This is a genomic window from Lactobacillus sp. UMNPBX1, from assembly GCF_002554085.1.
GTDB lineage: Bacteria > Bacillota > Bacilli > Lactobacillales > Lactobacillaceae > Lactobacillus > Lactobacillus crispatus.
On record NZ_PCZI01000002.1, the window covers coordinates 1 to 22,134 of the forward strand.

The 22,134-nt window shown below is 36.5% G+C and carries 18 protein-coding genes, 1 pseudogene and 1 other annotated feature; of the genes and pseudogenes, 2 read left to right on the forward strand and 17 right to left on the reverse strand.

Annotated elements, in window-relative coordinates; translation table 11 throughout:
• Positions 1 to 415: 415 nt before the first annotated feature.
• Positions 416 to 1,414: a LacI family DNA-binding transcriptional regulator gene (locus tag CP352_RS02045; protein WP_089142871.1), complete on the reverse strand. Its 999-nt coding sequence runs from the start codon at positions 1,412 to 1,414 to the stop codon at positions 416 to 418.
• Between the two features lie 221 nt (positions 1,415 to 1,635).
• Positions 1,636 to 1,881: a binding site (T-box leader), on the forward strand.
• A 68-nt stretch (positions 1,882 to 1,949) separates the two neighbouring features.
• On the opposite strand from CP352_RS02045, the pseudogene CP352_RS02050 reads away from it, so the two are divergent.
• Positions 1,950 to 3,700: pseudogene (locus CP352_RS02050) on the forward strand (oligopeptide ABC transporter substrate-binding protein).
• A 93-nt stretch (positions 3,701 to 3,793) separates the two neighbouring features.
• Here the strand turns inward: CP352_RS02050 and CP352_RS02055 are convergent.
• The 4 genes from CP352_RS02055 to lepA form a co-directional block, all read right to left on the reverse strand.
• Positions 3,794 to 4,321 carry an adenine phosphoribosyltransferase gene (locus tag CP352_RS02055; protein WP_023488773.1) on the reverse strand — a complete coding sequence of 176 codons (528 nt, stop codon included), beginning with the start codon at positions 4,319 to 4,321 and terminating at the stop codon, positions 3,794 to 3,796.
• 104 nt (positions 4,322 to 4,425) lie between these two features.
• A complete protein-coding gene (recJ, locus tag CP352_RS02060; RefSeq protein ID WP_089142872.1) occupies positions 4,426 to 6,699 on the reverse strand; it encodes a single-stranded-DNA-specific exonuclease RecJ in 2,274 nt (757 codons plus the stop codon).
• A 123-nt stretch (positions 6,700 to 6,822) separates the two neighbouring features.
• Entirely contained in the window at positions 6,823 to 7,509 is a 687-nt protein-coding gene (locus CP352_RS02065; protein WP_005722136.1) for a class A sortase, read from the reverse strand.
• A 2-nt stretch (positions 7,510 to 7,511) separates the two neighbouring features.
• Positions 7,512 to 9,350: a translation elongation factor 4 gene (gene lepA, locus CP352_RS02070; protein ID WP_013086486.1), complete on the reverse strand. Its 1,839-nt coding sequence runs from the start codon at positions 9,348 to 9,350 to the stop codon at positions 7,512 to 7,514.
• A gap of 107 nt (positions 9,351 to 9,457) precedes the next feature.
• Here lepA and CP352_RS02075 point away from each other — a divergent pair, with 107 nt between their 5' ends.
• Entirely contained in the window at positions 9,458 to 9,913 is a 456-nt protein-coding gene (locus tag CP352_RS02075) for a bis(5'-nucleosyl)-tetraphosphatase (RefSeq protein WP_013086487.1), read from the forward strand.
• Positions 9,914 to 9,972: 59 nt separating this feature from the next.
• Here CP352_RS02075 and dnaJ read toward each other — a convergent pair whose 3' ends face one another.
• From dnaJ to rimP, 12 genes are all read right to left on the reverse strand, one after another.
• On the reverse strand, positions 9,973 to 11,124 hold the full coding sequence (gene dnaJ / locus CP352_RS02080; RefSeq protein WP_089142873.1) for a molecular chaperone DnaJ: 1,152 nt from the start codon (positions 11,122 to 11,124) through the stop codon (positions 9,973 to 9,975).
• An 82-nt stretch (positions 11,125 to 11,206) separates the two neighbouring features.
• Positions 11,207 to 13,060, reverse strand: coding sequence for a molecular chaperone DnaK (dnaK, locus tag CP352_RS02085; protein WP_013086488.1), 1,854 nt, complete (start codon positions 13,058 to 13,060; stop codon positions 11,207 to 11,209).
• A 16-nt stretch (positions 13,061 to 13,076) separates the two neighbouring features.
• Positions 13,077 to 13,661, reverse strand: coding sequence for a nucleotide exchange factor GrpE (grpE, locus tag CP352_RS02090; protein WP_057726509.1), 585 nt, complete (start codon positions 13,659 to 13,661; stop codon positions 13,077 to 13,079).
• A gap of 12 nt (positions 13,662 to 13,673) precedes the next feature.
• Positions 13,674 to 14,723, reverse strand: a complete 1,050-nt coding sequence (gene hrcA, locus CP352_RS02095) for a heat-inducible transcriptional repressor HrcA (RefSeq protein WP_005719259.1) — start codon at positions 14,721 to 14,723, stop codon at positions 13,674 to 13,676.
• Positions 14,724 to 14,860: 137 nt separating this feature from the next.
• A complete protein-coding gene (gene ribF / locus CP352_RS02100; RefSeq protein ID WP_023488778.1) occupies positions 14,861 to 15,811 on the reverse strand; it encodes a riboflavin biosynthesis protein RibF in 951 nt (316 codons plus the stop codon).
• Between the two features lie 5 nt (positions 15,812 to 15,816).
• The gene (truB, locus tag CP352_RS02105; RefSeq protein ID WP_023488779.1) at positions 15,817 to 16,710 is read right to left on the reverse strand and encodes a tRNA pseudouridine(55) synthase TruB; all 894 of its coding nucleotides are present in this window, start codon (positions 16,708 to 16,710) and stop codon (positions 15,817 to 15,819) included.
• 55 nt (positions 16,711 to 16,765) lie between these two features.
• Positions 16,766 to 17,131 carry a ribosome-binding factor A gene (locus CP352_RS02110; RefSeq protein ID WP_013086491.1) on the reverse strand — a complete coding sequence of 122 codons (366 nt, stop codon included), beginning with the start codon at positions 17,129 to 17,131 and terminating at the stop codon, positions 16,766 to 16,768.
• Between the two features lie 19 nt (positions 17,132 to 17,150).
• Positions 17,151 to 19,754, reverse strand: a complete 2,604-nt coding sequence (gene infB, locus CP352_RS02115) for a translation initiation factor IF-2 (protein ID WP_061204775.1) — start codon at positions 19,752 to 19,754, stop codon at positions 17,151 to 17,153.
• Positions 19,755 to 19,758: 4 nt separating this feature from the next.
• Positions 19,759 to 20,070 carry a ribosomal L7Ae/L30e/S12e/Gadd45 family protein gene (locus tag CP352_RS02120; protein WP_005719268.1) on the reverse strand — a complete coding sequence of 104 codons (312 nt, stop codon included), beginning with the start codon at positions 20,068 to 20,070 and terminating at the stop codon, positions 19,759 to 19,761.
• 2 nt (positions 20,071 to 20,072) lie between these two features.
• Positions 20,073 to 20,369: an RNase P modulator RnpM gene (gene rnpM, locus CP352_RS02125; RefSeq protein ID WP_005719270.1), complete on the reverse strand. Its 297-nt coding sequence runs from the start codon at positions 20,367 to 20,369 to the stop codon at positions 20,073 to 20,075.
• A 9-nt stretch (positions 20,370 to 20,378) separates the two neighbouring features.
• Positions 20,379 to 21,572 (reverse strand): transcription termination factor NusA, encoded by a 1,194-nt coding sequence (gene nusA / locus CP352_RS02130; protein ID WP_013086493.1) that lies wholly within the window; start codon positions 21,570 to 21,572, stop codon positions 20,379 to 20,381.
• A gap of 19 nt (positions 21,573 to 21,591) precedes the next feature.
• Positions 21,592 to 22,068: a ribosome maturation factor RimP gene (rimP, locus tag CP352_RS02135; protein WP_005722018.1), complete on the reverse strand. Its 477-nt coding sequence runs from the start codon at positions 22,066 to 22,068 to the stop codon at positions 21,592 to 21,594.
• Between the last annotated feature and the right edge of the window lie 66 nt (positions 22,069 to 22,134).

A 22,134-nucleotide genomic window follows, 5' to 3' on the forward strand; every position in this document is an offset into this window, starting at 1 on the left:
GGCAGAAAATCTGTCAGCCGTATGGTTTGAGTTGTAAAATCCTGGGAAATTAGCAATTACTCTCCTAGATTCATTGGCATCGATAGCAAAGAAAGAAGTGATAATTCTTGCCTGCTGAATATTATCAAGATAAGTCTCATCAATATATACATTCCAAACGCTCATTTCACTTCTTTCCCAACCTGTTAATCAATAACTTTCAATAATTGCTAAAACTGTTCCATGATTAAAAAACATGAATATGTCATTATATTATTAGCGCACATCTGTTTGATGCTTTTAATTATATAAACATACGTTCTAAGTGTCAATAAAAAACTGAACAAAAGTTTTTATTCGAAAAAATGAAAATCTATGCAACAAATAAAAAAGATCGATTTATCTTAATTTCAAAATCTGATAAATCAATCTTCTTTTAATTCAAACTGCTTTCACGCAAAATTAAAGTCGTCTTAAAAACGACCTTATATGGCGTCATTTGATCACTATTCAATATTTGTTGCAAAACCTGCATCCCCATCGCGCCCATCGCATGAGTATCAACATGTACACTACTTAAAGCTGGATTAGCAAACTTTGCTGCAGTCGTGTCATTGAAGGAAATAACACTCACATCGTTTGGTACTGAAAGATTTGCTTCACGCAGTGCCTTTAAAGCACCTATAGCCATGGCATCATTAGCCACAATCAAACCAGCAGGCATCTTTTTACCTAAATCAATAGCTTTCTTGACAACATCATACCCTGATTCAGGAGTAAATTTGCCTACGAAAATTTTGCTCAAGTCAAATAAACCCAGTTTTCTAGCATAAAACTCAAAATCTTGGAACCGAAAATCAATCAAATTCTCCTTGTCGTAATCATCATTAAGGTCACCAACCAGCATCCCAATGTCTTTCTGACCCATTTTAATAAAGTGATCCACAATGTCTTTGATTGATAAATGAAAGTCTGAATAAACACAGCAATATCCTTCTGCTAAAGTATTGCGTCCTACAAAAACTAGTGGTCGTCTAAACGACTTAATTTCTTTCAGCTGTATAGCTGTAAGTTGATTGGAACCAATAACTATTATGCCCTCTGCCTTGACTAGATCTGTCCAAGCATCCCCTTGATAAAAAACTCTTGTCGTATAGCCATAAATTCTAGCTTGCTCATTAATTCCCAGACGAATCGAATAGTAATATGTATCCTTTATTTCTTGTTCAGGTCGATACCATAGCACAACCGCAATAAATTTATTTTTACTACGCTTTTTTCGTGTACCTTTTTGATAATTCAACTTTTCTGCTACTGCAAAAATTTTTCGCTTAGTTGTATTATTAACTGCTAAAGTCTGATCATAGTTTAATACGCGTGAAACAGTTGCAGCTGACACACCGGCTTGTTCAGCAATATCTTTAATTGTAGCCAAGAGTACAACCTCCTTTTTATTAATAATTAATATTTTAGCATTTTTGCTTTAAAAATATCCAGACTTGTTTTTACTAAAATTTATTTTATTTACTAAATAATATTTTAAATAAGGCAACCTAAAGTCTACCAAGGTTTTAACTCATTTTAACTACTCCTTTTTAATATTTTTAAGTTGACTATTTAAATTAGCCGCGTATTATTAGGCATACAAAACAATAATTTGCAGCTTTGATAAGGACATTTAGCAAAGTGAAAATAATTTCAGAGAGTCTTTGGTTGGTGAAAAAAGACAATTATTTTTTACTAAATATCACCTTTGAGCTAAAATTGTGAACATTTAGCAATTTTAGGGACCGCCCTCTATCGCGGTAGCATATCGTCGTTTTAAAATGACTGTATGTGAATTAAGATTCAATACTTTTATTGAAAATTTAGGTGGTACCGTGTTAAATCAACGCCCTATTAGATCAACTTGGTCTATAGGGCGTTTTAATTTTATCTAGCTGCTTTGGTTTTTCAGAGGAGGTAAAAATATGCATTCAAAAACCAAAGTTTTGTCATTTATGTTATTGTCGTCATCCTTCGTATTATCTGCTTGTGGCAATTCAGCCCACAGAAAACCAGTTTAGCGGACGAGCATTTTAAAGAGTCTGTGCCCAAGAGGCATATCAAAAAAGGTGGAACTTTAACCTACGCACTAGAAGTAGATTCTCCATTTACTGGAATCTTTTTAGCTGAATTATCTGATACTGGTCCCGATCAGACCGTCAGCGATCCAGGTGAAGAAAGTTTATTTGCCCATGATAAAAATCGACAATATAACAATCTAGGTGCCGCTACACTAAAGTTAAATCAACAATCTAAAACTGCAACAATTGTAGTCAAGAAAAATGTTCGTTGGTCTGACGGTAAACCCGTTACTGCTAAAGATGTTGAATATGCTTATGAAATTCTGGCAAATTCTAAAGTTAATACTACTATGTACAATTCTAACTTAGAAGATTTAAAAGGAGTGTCTGAATATCATCATGGAAAAACTAATAAAATTTCAGGGATTGAATTACCAGACGGACCTAACGGAAAGAAAGTGGTCCTACACTTTAAGGAAATGGTTCCGGCTATGTTAGAAGTCGGCAATAGCTATATCTGGAATTACGCTGCACCTTATCACTATTTAAAAAATGTTCCGTTTGATAAACTAATTTCTAGTGACAAAGTACGTAAAAAACCGTTATTTTTTGCCCATTTAAACTAGATAAATTGGTACTCGGCCAATCGACTACATGGTCGCGCAATCCTTATTATTGGCGCGGTAAGCCTAATTTTGAACACGTCAACATTTCCGTTATCAGTAAAAATAATGTTTCTCAAGCAATCAAGAGTCATAAATTTGACGTAGCTGATGTCATCAATTCTGAATACGATCAAGTCAAAAATACTAAAGGGGTCAATTTTATTGGTAAAAAAGATCTAGGTTATGGTTATCTTGCTTTTCGCGTAGGCCGTTGGGATAGTAAACTTGGTAAAAATGTTGAGGACAAGCATAGCAAGATGAATAATATAGCCTTAAGAAAAGCAATGTTATATGCCATGAACATTGATACGATTAATCGCCGCTTTTATCATGATCTTAGTTTTCGTGTTAATACTACGATTCCCGAGCAATATGGGCAATTTCATGACAGTAGCATTCCTGGTTATCCTTATAATCTCAGTAAAGCTAAACACTTACTTGATAAGGCGGGTTATAAATATCAAAAAGGTGTTAAATTCAGACGGCAACCTAATGGTAAACCACTAACAATTAATTTGGCAGTTCGTGCCTCCTCTAGTAATGCAGGATCTGTATGGACTAATTATATTCAACAATGGAAAAAGATCGGCTTGAATGTACGATTACTTGACGGTAGACCAATGGAGTTTAATTCATGGGTTCAAGCCATCAAGGCTGCAGATCCAAGGATCGATGTCTTTGAAGGTGGCTAGGGCTTAGAGGATGCTTCACCAAGCAGTCTCTATGGTCAAAACTCACAATTAAATTTTGCGCGTTTTGTTTCTAAAACTAACAACAAATTACTAGACGAAATTGACAGCAAAAAATCCTTTTTATACTGCCTATAGGATTACTGCATTTAGAAAATGGCAAAGATGGATGTATGATAAAGCTTACCTTGTTCCAACTTCTAATAGCTATACTTTAACCGCTGTTAATGCAAATGTAACTGGTTGGTCAGTTAAATATAACAGCAACGTCTGGTTTGATGCTGGTTTTGTCAAAAAATAATGCATAATTAAAAATCAACTTGCTCTAATAATAAAAAAATAGGGAACTAAATCTATCTGATCTAGTTCCCTATTTTGATAAGTTTATTCTATTTTAAGCACCATGATATTGAACAAGTGAATAAATATCAACATCAGGTAATTTATCTCTACCGTGTAAATCTGGCAATTCGATGTAGAATGCGGCACCGACTAACTTACCACCAAGGTTTTCAATTAGCTCTTTAGAAGCTCTTAAAGTACCTGCGGTAGCCATCAAGTCATCACAGACAACCACTCTTTGTCCAGGTTTAATCGCATCCTTGTGCATTTCCAAACTGTTTGAACCATATTCCAAATCATAGGAAGCACGTTCAACTTCTCTTGGTAACTTATGTGGCTTTCTTGCAGGTACAAAACCTAAACCTAACTCAGTAGCTACTGGACAACCTACAATAAAACCACGTGCTTCAGGCCCAACAATTACATCTGCTTTTTTACTCTTTGCATATTCTGCTAATTCGTGAGTAGCGGCACGATACAATTCACCATCTTGCAAAATTGGTGTAATATCGCGAAAAATGATGCCTTTGTTAGGAAAATCCTTAACACTTGCAATATATTTACTAAAATCAACTGCCATAAGAAGCATAACCTCCAAAATTCTCTGTGTTTGTGTTCAAACGCTTTTGACCAGTATATTTTAACAAATTTTAACGATAAAAGCACTGAAAACAGAATAGTTATCTATTTATTTGTCAAATTATTAACATATGTAATCAAACGTTGACTAGGCATAGTTCTTAGTTGATTAACAAATTTAATCTGAGAAGAAGTTCCCATTAAATATTTAGAAGCTGTCAGCGGCTGTTTTTTAGGAGAAGGCTCTCCTACCAATTTACCTTCATCCAATTTTACAAAGCCTAATTCAAAGAAAACTCGTAAAATGAAAAGCACACTATCATAATCTAGTCCCAAATAAGGTGCAACTGTACGGTAATCTGCTGGCTTTAACGTAGGGTGGCTATAAATATATTTTAAAACAGCTCCAAAATAATTTTTAGCGGGAATTTGTTCAACAGGCAATTGATCAAGCAAAAAGCGTAAATAGATTTGTTGATAATCTTTCTCCAATGCAGCATTTAATTCAATCTGATTGCGTGGCACATCTAATAATGCAACTGTTTCACCAGTTTGATCATAATCTTTAACTAAAGAGATCTTGTCTTCATCGATCTGTAGTCGGTTGCGAACAATCGGAATATTTTTTTGATCAAATAACAGGTAGCGGTCCGCGAAGCCCATAACATATTTCTCTTGGCGTAAGTCAACAACTGGCGTTGGCACTGCCAATTTTGGTGAAGCAAAAGCTAGTCCGGTCATGATTCCTTGTAAAGAAACTTGATTTCGATAAGTATTTAATGATAATTGAACAAAAATTTGAGAAATAAACGGCAAAAGATTATTATTCAAAAAGCCTTTATTAAATCCAACAACTGATAAGTTACCGCCTTTTTTAGCAACCGTAAATTTGACATGATTCTTATCTTTACCCATTTTAAAGAAATGAGTGATTGTTGGATTAGAGATACTAAAGATTGGCTGCGTGTCACCTGTCCCAAATGGACCTACTTGATTGATTTGTGCTAGTGTCTGCGGAGTTAAGCCCTGCATAGGCAATTCCATGTCATATTTTTTAGTCTCAAGACCACCTTCAACATGAAAGTCATCTTCAAATTTTTCCCGTAATGGCGCAATCTGATTTTCTTCTAATGATAAACCACAGGCAAAATCATGGCCACCAAATTTGGTTAAATATTGATCCTTGATCGGATTTAAAGCATCAAACAAGTTGAAACCAGCAAATGACCTACCTGAGCCTTTAACCTCACCTGCATCATTTTTAGTCAAAACAATCGTGGGTTTATGTGTCTTTTCAACGATCTTATTAGCTACTAAACCTAACACACCTTCGTGAAATTCAGGGTCATATAAAACCAAAGTATTTTGTTTTTGCCAGCTATTTTTATGAATTAACGTCATACATTTGTCATAGACTTCGGTGGTTAATTCTTTCCGTTTATTGTTTAATTCTTCGATCTTATCTGCAATTTTTTGGGCCTCAAGGTCATCATCACTTAGCAAAAGCTCAACTGCCAAGTTGGCATTATCTAATCGTCCTACAGCATTTAATCGAGGAGCAATATTAAAGCCGACATCAGTTTCATTAATACTGCCTAAAGTCAAACCAGCATTTTTGACTAAAGCGCGCAAGCCAGGACGATCTGTCTGATTAAGCATCTCTAAACCACGCTTAACGATAATATGCCCCTCTCCGGTCACCTTAACCATATCGCCAATAGTTCCGATCATAGCCAAATCTAGCAGCTCAGGCATAGTATCCTGCATTAGACCACGACAAATCGTGTAAGCTACTCCGGCACCACAATAATCATCAAAAGGATATTTTTGGCCAGGATAATTACAATGAACAGTAGCATAAGCTGCCGGTTTCTTTTCTTGAAAAGTATGATGATCTGTAATGATTACATCAACATTATGTTCTTGAGCATATTTGACTTCCTCGACCCCAGTAACACCATTATCAACAGTGATAATCAATCTGGTTCCATCAGCTACAATATCTTGATAGCGGTCCATATTAGGACCATACCCATCATTGAAGCGATTAGGAATAAAATAATGAACATCAGCGCCCAAAATGCTTAGGGTTTCAGTCATAATAGTCGTTGCAGTAATTCCATCAGCATCATAATCGCCATAAATTGTAATCTTTTCGCCGCTATCAATTGCTTGATTAATTCGGTTAATTGCCTTATCCATGTCATGCATTAACGCTGGATCAGCCAGATTTTCTTCTGTTGCATTAAACCAAAAATCAAGTTTTTCGTCTGTATTAATACCCCGCAATGCAAAAAGTTTGGCTGCAATGGGACCTAGTTGATATTTCTCAATCAAGTCTGGTGCTAATTCATCAGCTATTCTTTCTTGCCATTTCATTAATTATCAAACACCTTATGTTCTCTCATCAAAACGAAAAGGCACTCATTGTTGAGTGTCTTTATTACAAAATCTATTTATAATTTTATCGCAAATCTAAATCTGATTAAAGATTGTAAATTTTTATTTTAATTTAAAAACCTTAAGATTATTGTTGTTAGCCTTTTCAGTTTTAATCAGATTACCCCGAATTGCCCAACGATTCTTACCGCCATCAGCACAAGTAATCAAAGTTACAATATTCTTCTTAGTATTATCGACTAGCCAAACCGCAGTTGGATCAACAATCTTTTTCATATAAATTCGATAGACATATACTTTGTTAAGATTAGTTAAATAAACTAACTCACCTTTTTTAACATCTTCAAGTGGTGAGAAAAGAATACCTTTTGCTGTCATGTAGTGACCTGCAAGAGGATAATTTCCCTTACCCATTACTTGGTCGGCTCGCATCGTGCCGCCACCAGTCGACATTGCATCATCACTCATCCCCAACATAATCGGTAAATACATATTAACATCGGGAATAGCTAACGCACCAATCGCACCAGAAGTCTTTTTCACTTGTGATCTTGCTGCTTGTGCAATGCCTAAAGACTTAACTTTACTAAAATCATACATTCCTTTTTTCTTTTTGTTTTCCTCAATCGTCTTTCTATTTATTCCACTTAAAGTAGATTGTTGATTATGATGAATTAATTGATCACTGATCTGTTTGTTAAATATCAAAGCAATACCAACAAGCAATAAAATAATAGCAGCAACTCTAAGTAAAATTGTACTTACACTATTTTTTTTATTTTTAGCCATTTTTATTTACCTTTGATATCATCATCGTTCATCTTCAACACTGCCATAAAGGCATCTTGAGGCACTTCTACCCGCCCAACAGCCTTCATGCGTTTCTTACCACGTTTCTGCTTTTCTAGCAATTTAGCACGACGATCTGGGTCACCAGTATGAATCTTCCAAGTAACATCCTTACGATATGGCTTAATGGTTGCACGAGAAATAATCTTAGCACCAATTGCACCTTGAATATCTACTTCAAAGTTTTGCCGTGGAATTAGTTTCTTCAGCATTGAAGTCATTTGTCGAGCCCGGTCTTGAGCTTCCGATCTGTGAGCAATAAAGCTCAAGGCATCAATTGGCTCCTTGTTAAGCAAAATATCAATCTTAACTAAATCAGTTGCGCGGTAACCTGTAATTTCATAGTCTAATGAAGCATAACCCTTAGTCGATGACTTTAAATCATCAAAGAAGTCAAAAATAATTTCAGCTAATGGCATGTTGTAAATAACATTCACACGATACTTATCAAGATAATCCATAGTGACAAATTCGCCACGCTTACGTTGACAAAGTTCCATTACCGGACCAACAAAGTCATTTGGCACCATAATCTCTGCCTTAACATAAGGCTCTTGCACTTCTTTGTATTCCCCTGCATCAGGTAAATCAGACGGGTTATCGATAACCTTAGTTGAACCATCGTTCATAATTGCATGATAATCAACCGATGGCGCTGTCATGATCAAGTCAAGATCAAATTCTTGCTCTAATCTTTCTTGAACTACATCCATGTGAAGCAAGCCTAAGAAGCCACAACGGAAACCAAAGCCCAAGGCCGTTGAAGTTTCTGGTTCGAATTCCAAGGCAGCATCATTCAGTTGTAGTTTTTGCAAGGCTTCCTTTAAATCTTCATAGTCTCGATTATCAACAGGATACATACCTGAATATACCATTGGTGGAATTTGACGATAGCCTGGCAGAGCTTCTGCAGTAGGATTATCTGCTTGAGTAATCGTATCACCAACCCGAGTTTCACGAACTGACTTGATATTAGCAGTAATGTAGCCTACATCCCCGGCGATCAGGACATCCTTCTTAATTGGATGAGGACTTGAAACACCAACCTCGGTAACTTCATATTCCTTACCGGTATTCATAATTTGAATCCGATCGCCTGCCTTAACCATGCCATCTTCAATTTTAACGGACATTACCACACCACGATAATCATCATACTTTGAATCAAAAATTAAGGCTTTCAGTGGTGCTTCAATATCACCAGCTGGCGCCGGGATGTCCTTAACCACTTTTTCCAACATATCCTTGATGCCTTGACCAGTTTTACCTGAAACTTCAGCAGCTTCAGAAGCATCTAAGCCGAGCATCTCTTCAATTTCTTCCTTTGTTTTAGGAACATCAGCTGATGGCAAGTCAATCTTATTGATAACTGGCAAAATTGCCAAATCATCATCAATTGCTAGATAGGTGTTAGCTAAAGTTTGAGCTTGTACACCTTGAGAAGCATCAACTACCATCAAAGCCCCTTCACAAGCAGCCAAAGAGCGTGATACTTCATAAGAGAAGTCTACGTGCCCTGGTGTGTCGATTAAGTGGAAAATATAGTCTTCACCATCTTCAGCATGGTATTTAACTTCAACAGAGTTCATCTTGATAGTAATTCCCCGTTGGCGTTCGAGCGGCATATCATCTAACATTTGATTCTTAAGTTGACGCTGACTAACAGTATCAGTTAATTCCAAAATTCTGTCAGCAATAGTTGATTTACCGTGATCAATGTGTGCCACGATCGCAAAATTTCGAATATGTTTTTGATAGTCTTTTAATTTTTCTAAATCCATAAAATCGTTCACCCTTTACTATGTAATAATTATTATAGCAAAGCTAGATAAAATCACGAAATTGTAGCATAATAATTTCCAAATTTAATAATACAAGGAGTTTAATGATGATAACTGAAAAATCAGCCGGTGCTATCATCTGGCGCAAACAGAAATCACAACTAGAATATCTAATGATTCAAAGTCAACCTTATAAACAATTTCCAAGTGCTTGGGGATTTACTAAAGGACATTTAGAAGGAACAGAATCTAATGAGGACGCTGCACAAAGAGAAGTTTATGAGGAAGTGGGTCTTAACCCTAAATTTGACTTTACGTTTCATCAAGTTGATACATACCATTTAACAAAAAATCGCCAAAAAGAGGTTACTTTCTTTTTAGCAGAATTTATTGAAGGACAACAAATTAAACTACAAGAAAGCGAAATTCGTCAAAGTGCCTGGTTAAGTTATGATGAAGCTCAAAAATGTCTGGCTGCACAAAATTACAAAGAATTCAGCTACAAAGAACTTCAATTAATCTTAAAAAAAGCAAACAGTTATCTTCTAAACAAAACAAAATAAAATAATATTTTTTCATAGAAAAAGATTTCTACCGACAAAGTAGAAACCTTTTTTAGCATTTACATATTAAACTTATCTTTTAAGCGTTCAAAAAATCCTTTTTCTTGTGGTGTAATATTGCCACCACCATCATGAACAAAGTTGGTCAAATCTTTCTTTTGCTTATCATTAATGTGCTTTGGAATAACAATATTAACTATAGTAATTTGATCACCATTGCCATTACCACGAAGATATGGCACACCCTGTCCACGCAAAGTAAACTTCTTATTAGGTTGCGTACCAGCTGGAATAGTTAGCTTTACATCACCATGCACAGTCTTAACGTTAATTTCATCTCCTAAAGTAGCCTGAGCAAATGAGATTGGTACTTCTGTATAAATAGTCTGGCCACGACGCTCAAAATCTTTAGATGGTTTAATTCGATAGTTAATATATAAATCACCATATGGTCCGCCATTTATACCTGCTTCGCCTTGGCCTTGATATCTAAGTTGTTGACCATTGTCGATTCCCGCTGGAATATCCACTTCAATAGTATTCTTACGGTCAACTGTTCCTTTACCGCCACAGGTTTTACATGGATGCTCAATAATCACGCCACGACCATGACATTTGTCACAAGTGGTTTGACGACGGATCATGCCCAACATTGATTGTTGAGTAATTGTCATATAACCAGTTCCATGACATTTATCACAGGTAATTGGATGTGTACCTTTTTCACAACCATTACCGCCACAAGTCTCACAAGTTTCGCTTCGAGTATAGCTGACCTGGGTCTTTTTGCCCTTAATGGCATCCATAAAATCAATTGTCAATTGATAATCCAAATCTTGGCCACGTTGTGGTGCAGTTGGATCAACCCTCTGTTGACGGCCTTGACCAAAAATATCGCCAAAGATATCGCCAAAATCACCAAAGCCAGAAGTATCAAATCCGGCACCGCCAAAGCCTTGACCAGCTCCACCACCAAAGCCACCTTGACCATTTACACCAGCAGAACCAAATTGATCATATTGCGCACGTTTTTGCTTATCGTGCAAAACCTCATAGGCTTCGTTAACCTGCTTATACTTTTCTTCAGCTCCAGGTTCATGGTTTAAATCTGGGTGATATTTTTTGGCTAATTTACGATATGCCCTACTTATTTCCTGATCACTGGCGTCACGATCTACGCCAAGTACTTTATAGTAATCTTCTTGTGCCATCTATTTGAACTCCTTGTATTCTCAAAAGAAAAGAACTACTCAATGGGTAGTTCTTTTCTCCTTTTGTTTAATTATAAACCCATTACTTATTTGGATCTACTTTGTGGAATTCACCATCTTGGGCATCACCGTTGTTGCCATTATTTGAATTACCACCTTGTGGGCCTTGAGGACCTGCTTGTGGACCAGCTTGACCAGCAGCACCACCATTTTGTTGATACAACTTAACAGCTAAGTCTTGAGCAGCCTTGGATAAAGCATCTTTCTTTTCTTTCATTTCATCCAAGTTGTTATCCTTTTGAGCTTTCTTCAAAGCTTCAAGAGCATCTTCAACTGGCTTACGATCGCTATCAGAGAGCTTATCCTTAGTATCTTTCAAAGTCTTATCTGTAGTAAAGATTAATTGATCTACTTCGTTTCTAAGGTCTGCTTCTTCCTTACGCTTCTTATCTTCATCAGCGTGTTCTTCAGCATCCTTTTGCATACGTTTAATTTCTTCATCTGATAAACCGGATGAACTCTTAATAGTAATCTTTTGTTCCTTGCCAGTACCCATATCCTTAGCAGATACATTTACAATACCGTTCTTATCGATATCGAAGGTAACTTGAATTTGAGGAACACCACGTGGTGCTGGTGGAATATCAGTTAATTCAAAGCGGCCAAGAGTCTTGTCGTCTGCAGCCATTGGACGTTCACCTTGCAATACGTGAACATCTACAGCTGGTTGATTATCTGCTGCAGTTGAGAAGATTTGACTCTTTGAAGTTGGAATAGTAGTGTTTCTGTCGATTAACTTAGTGAAGACACCACCCATGGTCTCAATACCAAGTGACAATGGGGTAACATCAAGTAAAACAATATCCTTAACATCGCCTGAGATAACACCACCTTGAATTGCTGCACCCATAGCTACAGCTTCATCAGGGTTAATTGAATGGTCAGGTTCCTTACCAGCCCATTCCTTAACTGCCTTTTGAACAGCTGGAATACGAGTAGAACCACCATTTAAAATAACCTTGTCAATGTCATTAACAGTAAGACCTGCATCCTTCAATGCATTGTCAAATGGTACCTTAGTCTTTTCTACCAAGTCAGCAGTTAATTCATCAAACTTAGCACGAGTTAAATCTGCTTCAAGGTGTAATGGACCAGCTTCGCCAGCAGAAATGAATGGAAGTGAGATATGAGTACTTGATACACCTGACAAGTCCTTCTTTGCTTTTTCTGCAGCATCCTTTAAGCGTTGCATTGCCATCTTGTCCTTCGACAAATCAACACCATTTTCATCCTTAAAGTTCTTAATTAACCAATCCATGATACGGTGATCAAAGTCATCACCACCAAGATGAGTATCACCATTAGTTGACAATACTTGAAAGACACCATCACCTAATTGCAATACAGAAACATCAAAAGTACCACCACCAAGGTCGTATACTAAGACTTTTTCATCTTGGTCTTTATTTAAACCGAAGGCTAATGCTGAAGCAGTTGGTTCGTTAATAATTCTTTGCACATTCAAACCAGCAATCTTACCAGCGTCCTTAGTAGCTTGGCGTTGAGCATCATTGAAGTAAGCAGGAACAGTAATAACAGCATCCTTAACTTCTTCACCCAAGTAATCTTCTGAGAATTTCTTAATATATTGTAAAATAAATGCTGAAATTTCTTGTGGTGTATATTCCTTATCACCAACTTTAACCTTATAATCAGCTTCACCCATGTGACGCTTAATTGAAACAATGGTATTAGGGTTGGTAATAGCTTGACGCTTTGCTACCTCACCGACTTGAATTTCACCATCTTTAAATGCAACTACTGAAGGAGTAGTCCGGTTACCTTCTGGATTAGTGATAATCTTTGGTTCTTTACCTTCAAGAACTGCAACTGCTGAGTTAGTAGTCCCAAGGTCAATCCCAATAACTTTTGACATATATTAGCTTCCTCTCTTATTGAGCAACTACAACCATTGCTGGTCTTAGTGTTCTATCCTTATATTGATATCCTTTTTGTAAAACCTGAACAACGTGATCTTTTTGATCATCATTCTCAGCTGCTACTGTTTGAACAGCTTGATGTAATGTCGGATCAAATTTAACGCCATCAGCCTCAATCTCAACTACACCGTGATCTTTCATTGCCTTCACAAGTGCATCCAGGGTCATTTTCACGCCCTTCTTTAACTGCTTAGACACATCATCATCGGCCTCAACGCTTAGGGCTCTTTCCAAATTGTCCATTGCTGGCAAAATGTCCTTCGCTAAGCTTTGAGATTCGTACTTAATTAATTGAGCACGTTCTTTAGTGTAGCGATTTTGCATATTTTGAATTTCTGCTTCACTACGCAAATACTTATCTTCAAGATCCTTGTTCTTATCTTTTAAATCAGCTAATTCTTTAGCTAATTTTTGATCTTGTTTATTTTTTTCTTGCTTCTTTTCTTCACCTTTATCGGCTTCTTTTTTAGCCTTAGGCTCAGAAGTCTTTTCTTTTTGCTCTAGATTTTTTTCACTTGGAAATTCTTCTTTACTCACGGCTAACCTCCTTTATTGAAACTTGCCGTAATAATCAAGCAACTTTTTAGCTAGTTCATTTCTAAAATATTCAAGCAACCCAATCATTTGTGAATATGGCATATTCGTTGGTCCAAGTAAAGCAATAGTTCCTTTACCATGGGAGCCAACGCTGTACTCAGCTGTCAGCAAACTATAATTTTTTAATAAATCATTGGGTAATTCAGATCCCAACTTTACCTTTACTGGATAATTTCCAGACTTTGGATCCACCTTTGCATCCATTAAATTAGTGAACAGATTATTATGATCAATCAACTCGTACAAAGAACGAATGTCATTTACATCATGTTCAGAAGTATTATTGAGCAAATTAATCTGTCCATCCACATACATCTGCTCACTAGCTGCATCTTTTACGACATCTTCAACTAAACTAAGCAATTCAGTCACATGTTCGCCGCCTAATTCGTTTTTAGCTAATTCACTTAGCAACGAAACGTTGATTTCATTTAGGCTCTTTCCGACTAACTGATCATTAATCATGCGGACAGCCTTTTCAATTTCTTCGCCGTGAATATTATGTGGCAAAGCATATACCTGATTTTGAATGTTACCATCACTTGTAACCAAAATTGCCATAATCTGTCGTTGAGACAGCGGTACAATTCTAAATCCTGTGACTCTAACATCATGACTCTCAGGTCCTTCCGCAAATGCGGTATAGTTAGTTAAATCTGACAGAATTCGTGCAGCTTCTTGTACAATTTCATTTACTTGATGAAAAGGTCGATCTAATTGACTTCCTATTGTATTATAAACAGACTCTGGTAATTGCAACGGCTCAACTAAATTATCAAGATAATAACGATAGCCCTCGCTTGAAGGAATTCGACCACTTGAAGAGTGAGTTTTTTCAATTAACCCCTGCTCTTCCAACACGGCCATTTCATTTCTAATCGTTGCACTTGAAACTTTAATTGGCAACTGCTTCATTACGGTCTTTGAACCTACTGGCTCATGACTTTGTGTAAAGTCTGTAATTATTGTTTTTAAAATAAGCTCTTGACGCTCGGTCAACATATTATATCGCCCTCACTTTTAGCACTCACATCTCTCAGGTGCTAACAGTTAATATGATACCAGAAATTAGCACTAAATCAAGTAGATTGCTAATTTTATTCAAAAAAATACGCACTTTTTTCAAAGTACGTAGCTTCTTAACCCTTTTGCTTAAAATAAGCCCTAATTTCTTGCTCATCTCGTTCAAGTTGCTCTTTCAGTTCAGGTAATCCGGCAAATTTTTTCTCACCTCTGGTATATTTATACCATTTGATCTTCATTGGCTTACCATAGATATCTTCATTAAAATCAAAAATATTAGATTCAATATATATCTTCTTGTCCTGATTAATGGTTACATTATAGCCAACGCTAGTCATGGAGTTATACCACTTACCATTTACTTTAGTCTTGGTAGCATAAACTCCAATTTTAGGAATCACCTTATGGTCTGCCCAAATCAAATTAGCTGTTGGATAGCCTAGCTTATGACCATTTCGTTTACCATGCCCAATGATACCACTCATTACATAATGGTGCCCCATTAATTCAGTGGCTAATTCCATCTGACCATCCTTAATTGCTTGACGAATTTCAGTTGAGCCAATTTTTCTACCGTTAAAAGTTTGCTTTGGCATCACTACAATATTAAAACGCCCTTTGGAAAATTGGGGTAAATTAGCCATATTTGCAATATTCTTAGGACCATAAGTGTAATCAAAGCCAGCAACAACGGTATCAGCATTTAATCTGACAATTACATTATCGACAAATTCTTGTGCAGAAATTTGACTGAAATTTTTAGTAAATGGTAAAACAGCCAAATAATCTACTCCTAATTCCGCCATTTTGTTAGCTTTTTCTTCCAAAGTTTCTAAGTATTTAAAATCTCGTTTCGACTCATAAACTTCCTTAGGATGTCGATCAAAGGTCAACACAACTAATGACAATTTCTTCTGTAATGCAATTTCTTTAGCCTGATTAATTAAGCGCTGATGTCCCAAATGAACCCCATCAAAAAAGCCAAGGGCAAGCACAATTCTAGTAGATAAAATATTTTCCTTAACAGGATATGTTAAATGAACGATTTTCACAGCTAATTCCTTCATTTCATTTATTCATTTTGCAACAGCATTAAGCTTGGGCGATAAAGCTTTCCTTTTTTTTCATAAATTGCTTTCACCTTTTTATTGTATCGTAGTGCAACTTTTTTCGCATTAGTTTCAAGCGAAATACCTGCTCCATTTTTAACTTTAAGCCACTTTTCTTCAGTTAAATCAACCTGAGTGTATTCCTTAAAAAATGCATCAATCGGCTGTATAAGTTCAGTGGCCTTTTCCGGATTCTCTTCAATCTCCTTTAATTTTACTGCTTGTGTAATATCAAAGCCAGAACTAGCTGTTCTTCTCAAATAAGTCATCGTTGCGGGGCAATCTAATTTTTCACCTAGATCATTAACTAACGATCTAACATAAGTGCCTTTGCTGCATTTAATCTTAAAATCAAAGCTTTCTTGTCCAGTATTTATATCAAAAACTGGTTCTTTAGTTAGATCATATTGTTTGACTTCAACCCTTCTCTGAGGCCGTTCAACTTCAATTCCTTCACGCGCATATTCATAAAGATGTTTACCATTCACTTTAACAGCAGAATAAATTGGAGGCACTTGAACAATTTCTCCTACAAATTTATTCATATTTTCTTGAATTTCTGCACCAGAAAAAGGCTGAATCAACTTTTTTTCTTTTAAAACAGTTCCAGTTGCATCATAACTATCTGTGCTATAACCAAATAGTCCCGTGCCAATATATTCTTTTGGCCTAGTATGCATCATTTCAATTAATTTAGTAGCCTGACCAATAGCAATTGGTAAAACGCCTGTCACCTCAGGATCAAGCGTACCAGCATGTCCTATTTTTCTAATATTTAATACGCGGCGCAAATGATAAACTACATCTGCACTAGTCATCCCTTTATCTTTATCAATAACTAAAATTCCGTTTAACATAATTATTCCCTATTCCTTTCAACAAAAAAAGGGCACCATCACGGCGCCCTCTTTTTTATTTGTTTTCCCGCTTAGCATCTTGTTTCTTAACTTCTGCAATCAAACGGTCAATCTTACTACCATACAAAACTGAATTATCACGTTTAAAAATTAATTCAGGAACCTTATAAACAGTTAATGTTTGACCAAGCAAATGACGCATCATGCCTTTTGCCTTTTCAAAACCTGCCTGAACCTCTTCTTCCTTATGCTCATCTTCAGTTAGCAGGCTGTAATAAACAGTTGCATATGAAAGATCATTCGTACATTCAACTGCGGTAATAGTTACACCACTTAAGCGCGGATCACGAATATTCTTTTGTAAAATCTTGGTTAATTCGCGTAGAATTTCACCTTCAACACGACCAATTCTATGCTTCATGTTTTCCTCCTAATAGTAATTACTTAGGCTCAACTTGTTGCATTTCGTAAACTTCGAATTCGTCGCCAACTTTAATGTCGTTGTAGTCCTTAATCGTTAAACCACAATCGTTACCTTGCTTAACTTCCTTAACATCATCTTTAAATCTCTTAAGTGAAGCAATTTCACCATCATACTTAACGATACCATCACGAATAACTCTAATCTTAGAATCATTCTTAACCAAGCCCTTATCAACGAAGGAACCAGCAATTGTACCAACCTTAGAAACCTTCCAAGTTTCACGAACAGTAAGATTACCGATAACCTTTTCTTCATAAGTTGGTTCAAGCATACCCTTCATGGCAGCAGTAACATCATCAATAGCCTTGTAAATAATGCTGTAAAGACGAATATCTACGCCATCGGTTTCAGCTTGGCTCTTAGCAGTAGCAGTTGGACGAACGTTGAACCCAATAATAAATGCATTTGATGCACCAGCCAAAGTTACATCTGATTCATTAATGGCACCTACACCTGAGTGAATGATATTTACACGTACGCCTTCAACTTCAATCTTTTCAAGCGATTGTTGTAAAGCTTCTACAGAACCTTGAACATCAGCCTTCAAGACAATGTCAACTTCCTTCATGTTTTCCTTCTTCATAGTATCGAAGAGGTTATCAAGAGTTACGTGTTGAACATTTTCACGAGACTTTTGTAAAGCTTGTTGTGCTCTAGCTTCACCAACACTTCTAGCGGTCTTTTCATCCTTAAATTCAACTAACTTATCAGCAGATTCAGGCACATCGTTCAAACCAGTAATTTCAACAGGTTCTGATGGTGTAGCCTTCTTAACTTGACGTCCACGATCATTAGTCATAGTACGAACACGACCAAAAGTGTTACCAACAACAATCGGGTCACCAACATTAAGTGTACCTTGTTGGATTAAAACGTCTGCTACAGGTCCACGACCACGTGACAAACGAGCTTCAATCACAGTACCAATTGCCATTTCAGTTGGATTAGCCTTAAGTTCCATCACATCAGATTGCAACAAGATCATTTGTAATAAGTCATCAACATTTTGACCTGTCTTAGCTGAAATATTAACGAAGATAGTATCACCACCGTAATCTTCAGGAATCAAATTGTATTTCATTAATTCCTCAGTTACGTGTTGTGGATTTGCACCTGGCTTATCCATCTTGTTAATTGCTACAATTATTGGAACATTAGCACTCTTTGCATGGTCAATTGCTTCTACAGTTTGTGGCATTACACCATCATCTGCAGCAACAACCAGTACAACAATATCAGTAATTTCAGCACCACGTGCACGCATGTTAGAAAATGCTGCGTGTCCTGGTGTATCCAAGAATGTAATTAAGCGATCATCTAATCTAACTTGGTAAGCACCAATCTTTTGAGTAATACCACCAGCTTCATGAGCTGAAACATGAGTATGACGAAGACGATCAAGTAAAGTGGTCTTACCATGGTCAACGTGTCCCATGATTGTAACAACTGGTGGGCGTTTAACCTGGTTTTTAGATTCCTTTGACTCTTCCATTCTCTTGTCATAGATATTATCAATATCAGAGATGTCTTCATGAACTTTTTGCTCAGCATTGATACCATATTCAGCAGCTAAAAGTTCAATTGTATCTTTATCCAAAGATTGGTTTTGGTTAGTCATCACGCCAAGCATGAAGAGTTTCTTAACAATTTCAGCTGGTTCACGGTGAATTAACTTACCAATATCTTGAGCGTTCATACCTTCTTCGTAAACTAATATTTCTGGTAATGGACGTTCCTTACGCTTAGTAAGTGTTTTCTTTGGTTTTTGCTCTTGTTGACGTTTTTTATTCTTACGCCGCTTTCTCTCTGAACGATCTGAATGGTCACTACGACCATTGCCAAATTGATTTTTACCCTTGCGTCCTGGCTTTCCCATGTTGCGACCACGATTATTGCCGCGTTTTTCTTCCTTAGGAGCCTCAGGAATAGTAACTTGAACTCGTTCTTTAGTCGCTTCAGGCTGTTGCTTCTTCAAACGAGCTGGAGAAGGCTTTAAAATCTTAGGACCAATAACTTTCTTTTCTACTGGTTCTGCTTTCTTCTTGTTATCTTTGTGGTTGGTTGTTTTCTTATTATCTTTCACTGGCTGTTCTTGTTTTGGATGTCTTAATTGCTCATGATATTCTTTTCTGGCTTTTTGGGCTTCACGATTAAGTTGCCCTTCTTCTGCCCGTTGCTTTTGTTTAAATTGTTGTAACAAAGCAGCTGCCTTTGGCTTACCTGTATTATTTCTACGATCATTTTTATTCTCATGACCGTGATTATTTGAACGACGTTTATTATTGCGTTTCTTAGAATTCTTAGAACTATTATTATCTTCTTGCTTCTTTTCATTTTTGCGAATAGAAGAAACAGATATTTTTATTTTATTCTTTTTATTAGAAGATTTTGCAGCAGGAGCGGAGTTTTGGAAACTATTCTTTAACTTTGCAACCTGTGAATCATCTACTGATGACATGTGATTCTTTACATCTAAGCCTAAATCCTTTGCTTTTTGGACTACAACTTTGTTATCAACGCCGACTTCTTTTGCGATTTCATAAATTCTTTTCTTTGCCATCCAATCACACTCCTTCATTTATTTTTTTAACTAACGCCTTAGCAAAACCAGCATCAGTTAATCCTAAAACTTTGCGTTTTTTGCCAATTGCCTTTGACAATTCAATGGCAGTAAACATAGTTATCATAGGAATATTGTCTTTTCTGGCAGCGCGGTTTACTTTTTCTGCCGTGTTGTCTTGAACATCACTAGCCATAATAACCGCTTTGATTTTATGCTTATTAAGTTCATTAATGACTGTCTCTGTACCGGTAGTTAACTTACCAGCACGCTCAGCTAAACCTAACAAATTAATTGCTTTTTGTCTATTTTGCAATCTTATTTATCACCAAATAATTCTTTTCTTGCCTTTTGATGATCAACATAAGAGTAAAGCTCATCGTAAAAAGTATCTGGAACTTTCGCACCTAAACTACGTTCTAATACATTCTTCTCTTTAGCAGCTTCAATCTTACTTGGATCAAGGGAAACATATGCGCCGCGACCAGCCTTTTTACCTGTTGGATCAACTGACACATTTTTTTCTTTATCGATAACAATACGTACTAATTCCTTCTTGGGCTGCATTGTATCGGTTAATAAATCCTTCCGCATTGGGATTTTTCTTTTTTTCAAAAAAATCACCTATTCTTCAGTTTTATCTTCTTTACTTGAATCTTCTACAGTAGTTGTATCATCTGAGCTTTCAACGTCAGCAGCGTCATCTGTACTTTCAACATTTTCAGAAGTTTCGCTACTATCTGCAGCATCAGCTGTATCATTTGTTTTTTCATCTACAAATTCTACTTCAGATTCAGGACGAATATCAATCTTATAGCCTGTCAAACGAGCAGCTAAGCGAACGTTCTGACCTTTCTTACCAATTGCAAGTGATAACTGGTAATCTGGTACGATAACTAAAGCACTTTTTTCTTCTTCATCATCACCAAATTGAACCGCAATCACTTCTGCTGGATTTAATGCATTAGCAATAAAGTCAGATGGATCTTCTTCATACTTAACGATATCAATATTTTCACCGCCAAGTTCGTTAACTACATTTTGTACACGAGCACCCTTTTGGCCTACACAGGTACCTACCGGATCGATGTTAGGATCATTTGACTTAACAGCCATTTTAGTTCTGTCACCTGCTTCACGTGCGATTGAAACAATTTCAACGGTTCCATCATAAATTTCTGGAACTTCTTGTTCAAACAATCGTTTAACCATGTCAGGAGCAGTTCTTGAGACTGTAATTTGTGCACCCTTGCTATCGGAGCCAACATGAGTTACTAGTACACGAATCTGGTCTTGGGGATTGTAAACCTCATTTGGCATTTGATCACGGTGAGGCATAACAGCTTCAACATTACCAATCTTTACATAAACGAAACGATTGTCGCGTCTTTCCACGGTACCAGTAACCAATTCATCTTCATATTGTGAATATTCATCAATAATATGGTTTCTTTCGGCTTCACGTAGACGTTGCATGATAACTTGCTTAGCAGTTTGGGCGGCAATTCTACCAAAATTTTTAGGTGTTACTTCAAAACGAATTTCGTCGCCTACCTCATAAGCACGATTAATTGTTAAAGCATCCTTTAAACTAACTTCAAGACGGTCATCTTGCACTTCGTCAACAACAGTTTTAACTGCCATTACCTTGAAGTTACCTTTTCTTTCATCAAAATCAACTTCAACGTTTTGTGCTTGATTATAATTCTTTTTGTATGCAGCTACCAAAGCGGCTTTAATTGCATCAACAATAACATCTTGCTTAATGCCCTTGGTATTTTCCAAAGTAGCAAACGCTTCTAGCATTTCTTTAGACATAAGTTTTTGATCAACCTTTCTAAAATTCAATTGCAAAACGAATATTTGCAATTAACTTACGGGGAACAGTTAATGTTTTTCGTCTTGTCTTATCTTTTATTTCTAATACAACTTCGTCATCATTATAAGACTTGAGTGTACCTTCATACATTTTTTTATTCTCAATCTTTTGATAAAGACCGACATGAATGTAATCATTCAGAGCTTTTTCCCAATCAGCTTTTGTTTTGATTGGTCGTTCTGCCCCTGGAGATGATAATTCCAAAACATAGGGATCTGGAAGCGGATCGGGATCAAGAGCATCCAGCTTTTCGGAAACAAGTTCACTTAAAGCTGCAATCTCATCAATGTCAATACCGTTTGGTTGGCGATCAACATAAATGCGTAAATAATTTTGCCCTTTTTCTTTAACGTATTCCATATCAACCAACATGTCACCATGTTCATCAATAATTGTTTCGACAACTGGACGAACAGAATCTATAACTTTAGACAAAAATTTTCCTCCGTAATAAAAAGAGTGAGCATCACTGCTCACTCGAATTTACCTATTCGAACTTCA

Excerpts from the sequence above, each read along its gene's own strand:
- nusA (WP_013086493.1), bottom strand. The coding sequence starts at position 21,572 with ATGTCTAAAGAAATGCTAGAAGCGTTTGCTACTTTGGAAAATACCAAG.
- CP352_RS02055 (WP_023488773.1), bottom strand. The coding sequence starts at position 4,321 with ATGGCAGTTGATTTTAGTAAATATATTGCAAGTGTTAAGGATTTTCCT.
- truB (WP_023488779.1), bottom strand. The coding sequence starts at position 16,710 with ATGTTAAACGGAATTTTAGTTATTGATAAAGATAAAGGGATGACTAGT.
- lepA (WP_013086486.1), bottom strand. The coding sequence starts at position 9,350 with ATGGATTTAGAAAAATTAAAAGACTATCAAAAACATATTCGAAATTTT.
- CP352_RS02065 (WP_005722136.1), bottom strand. The coding sequence starts at position 7,509 with ATGGCTAAAAATAAAAAAAATAGTGTAAGTACAATTTTACTTAGAGTT.
- hrcA (WP_005719259.1), bottom strand. The coding sequence starts at position 14,723 with ATGTTGACCGAGCGTCAAGAGCTTATTTTAAAAACAATAATTACAGAC.
- infB (WP_061204775.1), bottom strand. The coding sequence starts at position 19,754 with ATGGCAAAGAAAAGAATTTATGAAATCGCAAAAGAAGTCGGCGTTGAT.
- CP352_RS02110 (WP_013086491.1), bottom strand. The coding sequence starts at position 17,131 with ATGAAGCATAGAATTGGTCGTGTTGAAGGTGAAATTCTACGCGAATTA.
- dnaJ (WP_089142873.1), bottom strand. The coding sequence starts at position 11,124 with ATGGCACAAGAAGATTACTATAAAGTACTTGGCGTAGATCGTGACGCC.
- ribF (WP_023488778.1), bottom strand. The coding sequence starts at position 15,811 with ATGAAGGAATTAGCTGTGAAAATCGTTCATTTAACATATCCTGTTAAG.
- dnaK (WP_013086488.1), bottom strand. The coding sequence starts at position 13,060 with ATGTCAAAAGTTATTGGGATTGACCTTGGGACTACTAACTCAGCAGTT.
- CP352_RS02075 (WP_013086487.1), top strand. The coding sequence starts at position 9,458 with ATGATAACTGAAAAATCAGCCGGTGCTATCATCTGGCGCAAACAGAAA.
- recJ (WP_089142872.1), bottom strand. The coding sequence starts at position 6,699 with ATGAAATGGCAAGAAAGAATAGCTGATGAATTAGCACCAGACTTGATT.